Source organism: Anaerotruncus sp. DFI.9.16 (genome assembly GCF_024461615.1).
Taxonomy (GTDB): domain Bacteria; phylum Bacillota; class Clostridia; order Oscillospirales; family Ruminococcaceae; genus Anaerotruncus; species Anaerotruncus massiliensis.
The window spans coordinates 1-1,775 of record NZ_JANFZX010000124.1 but is presented as its reverse complement, the minus strand read 5'-3'; the positions used below and the strand labels follow the sequence as shown (position 1 = coordinate 1,775).

The following is a 1,775-nucleotide window of genomic DNA, read 5'->3' as shown; positions in this document are numbered from 1 at the left end:
CCGCCCGAAAGGGCGGCCGCTTACCTATAAAACCAATTTAAATCTCCTCCACCGTGACGACCACGGCGTCGCCCGGCTGTTTGCCGATTTTCGCACGGATGTCCTTACGCAGGCCAAGGATATGGCAGGGCGTCCCCATGCGCACGAGGCTTCCCTCGTACGGCTCGCCGTCGAAGGCGGCCCGCACCCTGACGCGCCCCTTTCCATATACGGCGCGCACGTCGAAGGGGATTTCGACATACGCGCCGTCGATGTCCGGGACTTTTTTAATGATCGCCGTAAAGGTCCGTTTCATCCAACCGCCTCCACGGATAAGATACCCGGCGGGACGCGGGGCTATTCGCTGTAGAGAGCGAGGACCTCCCGCGCGGCGGCGCAGAGCCCCTGCGCCACATGGCCGGGGGAGAGGATTTTGACCTCCCCGCCGAATCCAAAGACCCACGAATAAAACTGGGGGCTCACCTGCACCTTGACGGTGGCGTTGAAGTGCGCGTCGTCCGCCCGCGAGAGGAAGACGTCCTTGCCGAAGCGATCGAGAACCACGCCGGCCAGATGATTGACGAACTGCAGCCGGACGGTTTCCTCCTCGCCGCCGAACATCCCGAACACCCGCTTGGAATAGAGCGCCATGTCGAACCGGTCGAAATGCTCCTGCCCGTCCCGCCGTTCTGCGGTGAGCTGGATTTCAGCCATTTTGTCGACACGGTAGTGCTTGATGATGCCCGCCTCGGTGTCAAACCCGATCATATAATAGTTTTCGTCGTCCCAGGTCAGCGCCCACGGGCTGATGCGGTAGCGTTTTCCATTGCGGCGGAACTGCTTTTTGAGCGGCCCGCCCTCCTCCGAAAAGTCGACCGCCCACTCGAAGTAGCGAAAGCTGATCTTTACGCCAGCCGTGATTGCCGCATGGATCTTGTCGACGTTGTAGTAGATGCTTTCGTTCATCGTCTTGATGCGGTTGGTGACAAACACCTGCCGCTGGAGCAGCCGCGCCTCGTGCACGCTCGCAAGGCTTTCCACCTTTTTGATCAGCTCGGTGGATTTTTTGTGGGTGATGAATTTGGAGGACTGCACCGCGTCGACCAGCAGCTTGAGCTCGGGCAGCTGAAAGGTCCGGTTCGCGATAAAGTATTTATGCCCCGTGCGCTCGACGTCCAGCCCGTAAACGCGCAGCATTTCGAGGTCGTCGTAGATGCTCTTGCGCTCCGCCGTGACGCCGTAACCGCCGAGCGCGTCGAGGAGCTCCGGCAGCGTGAGCCCGTGCTCGTCGTCGGTGCGTTCGAGCAGGATCTTCATGAGATAGAGCAGCTTCAGCTTCTGATTCGGATTTTTCGGCATTTTCCCGCCCCCTTTACAGTCCCATTGTAACAAATTTCCTGTCCAATAAACAGCCCTCTTTTTACCCTTGCCGGGGCGGGTCCCGCGTGGTATCATAGTAACAGCGCGAACCGAGGGAGGCTTTCGGGATGGGAAACGGGACATGCTATGCATATCTGCTGCGCTGTGCCGACGGCACCCTTTACGCGGGATGGACGAACGATCCCGCCGCCCGGCTCGCCGCCCACAACGACGGCCGCGGCGCGAAATACACCCGCGGGCGGCTTCCGGTGGAGATGGTCTACCGCGAGGCGTTCGATACCAGAGCCGAAGCCATGCGCCGCGAGTGGGAATTGAAGCAGATGACGCGGGCCCAAAAGCTCGCGCTGATCGCACACGGGGCCGGGCGCCCGCCGTCGTCTCAAAAAGGGATTTTTTGAGACGACGCCCGCGCAAAG

Annotated in this window: 3 protein-coding genes; 1 reads left to right on the top strand and 2 read right to left on the bottom strand. The window is 60.6% G+C overall.

From position 1 onward, the window contains the following. Positions 1-37 precede the first annotated feature (37 nt). Complete coding sequence (locus tag NE609_RS17250) at positions 38-295, bottom strand: DUF1905 domain-containing protein (RefSeq protein WP_121586713.1); 258 nt, start codon at positions 293-295, stop codon at positions 38-40. Positions 296-336: 41 nt separating this feature from the next. Beyond that, complete coding sequence (locus tag NE609_RS17245) at positions 337-1,338, bottom strand: YafY family protein (RefSeq protein WP_256153233.1); 1,002 nt, start codon at positions 1,336-1,338, stop codon at positions 337-339. 128 nt (positions 1,339-1,466) lie between these two features. On the opposite strand from NE609_RS17245, the gene NE609_RS17240 reads away from it, so the two are divergent. Beyond that, on the top strand, positions 1,467-1,757 hold the full coding sequence (locus NE609_RS17240; RefSeq protein WP_256153232.1) for a GIY-YIG nuclease family protein: 291 nt from the start codon (positions 1,467-1,469) through the stop codon (positions 1,755-1,757). Positions 1,758-1,775: the final 18 nt, after the last annotated feature.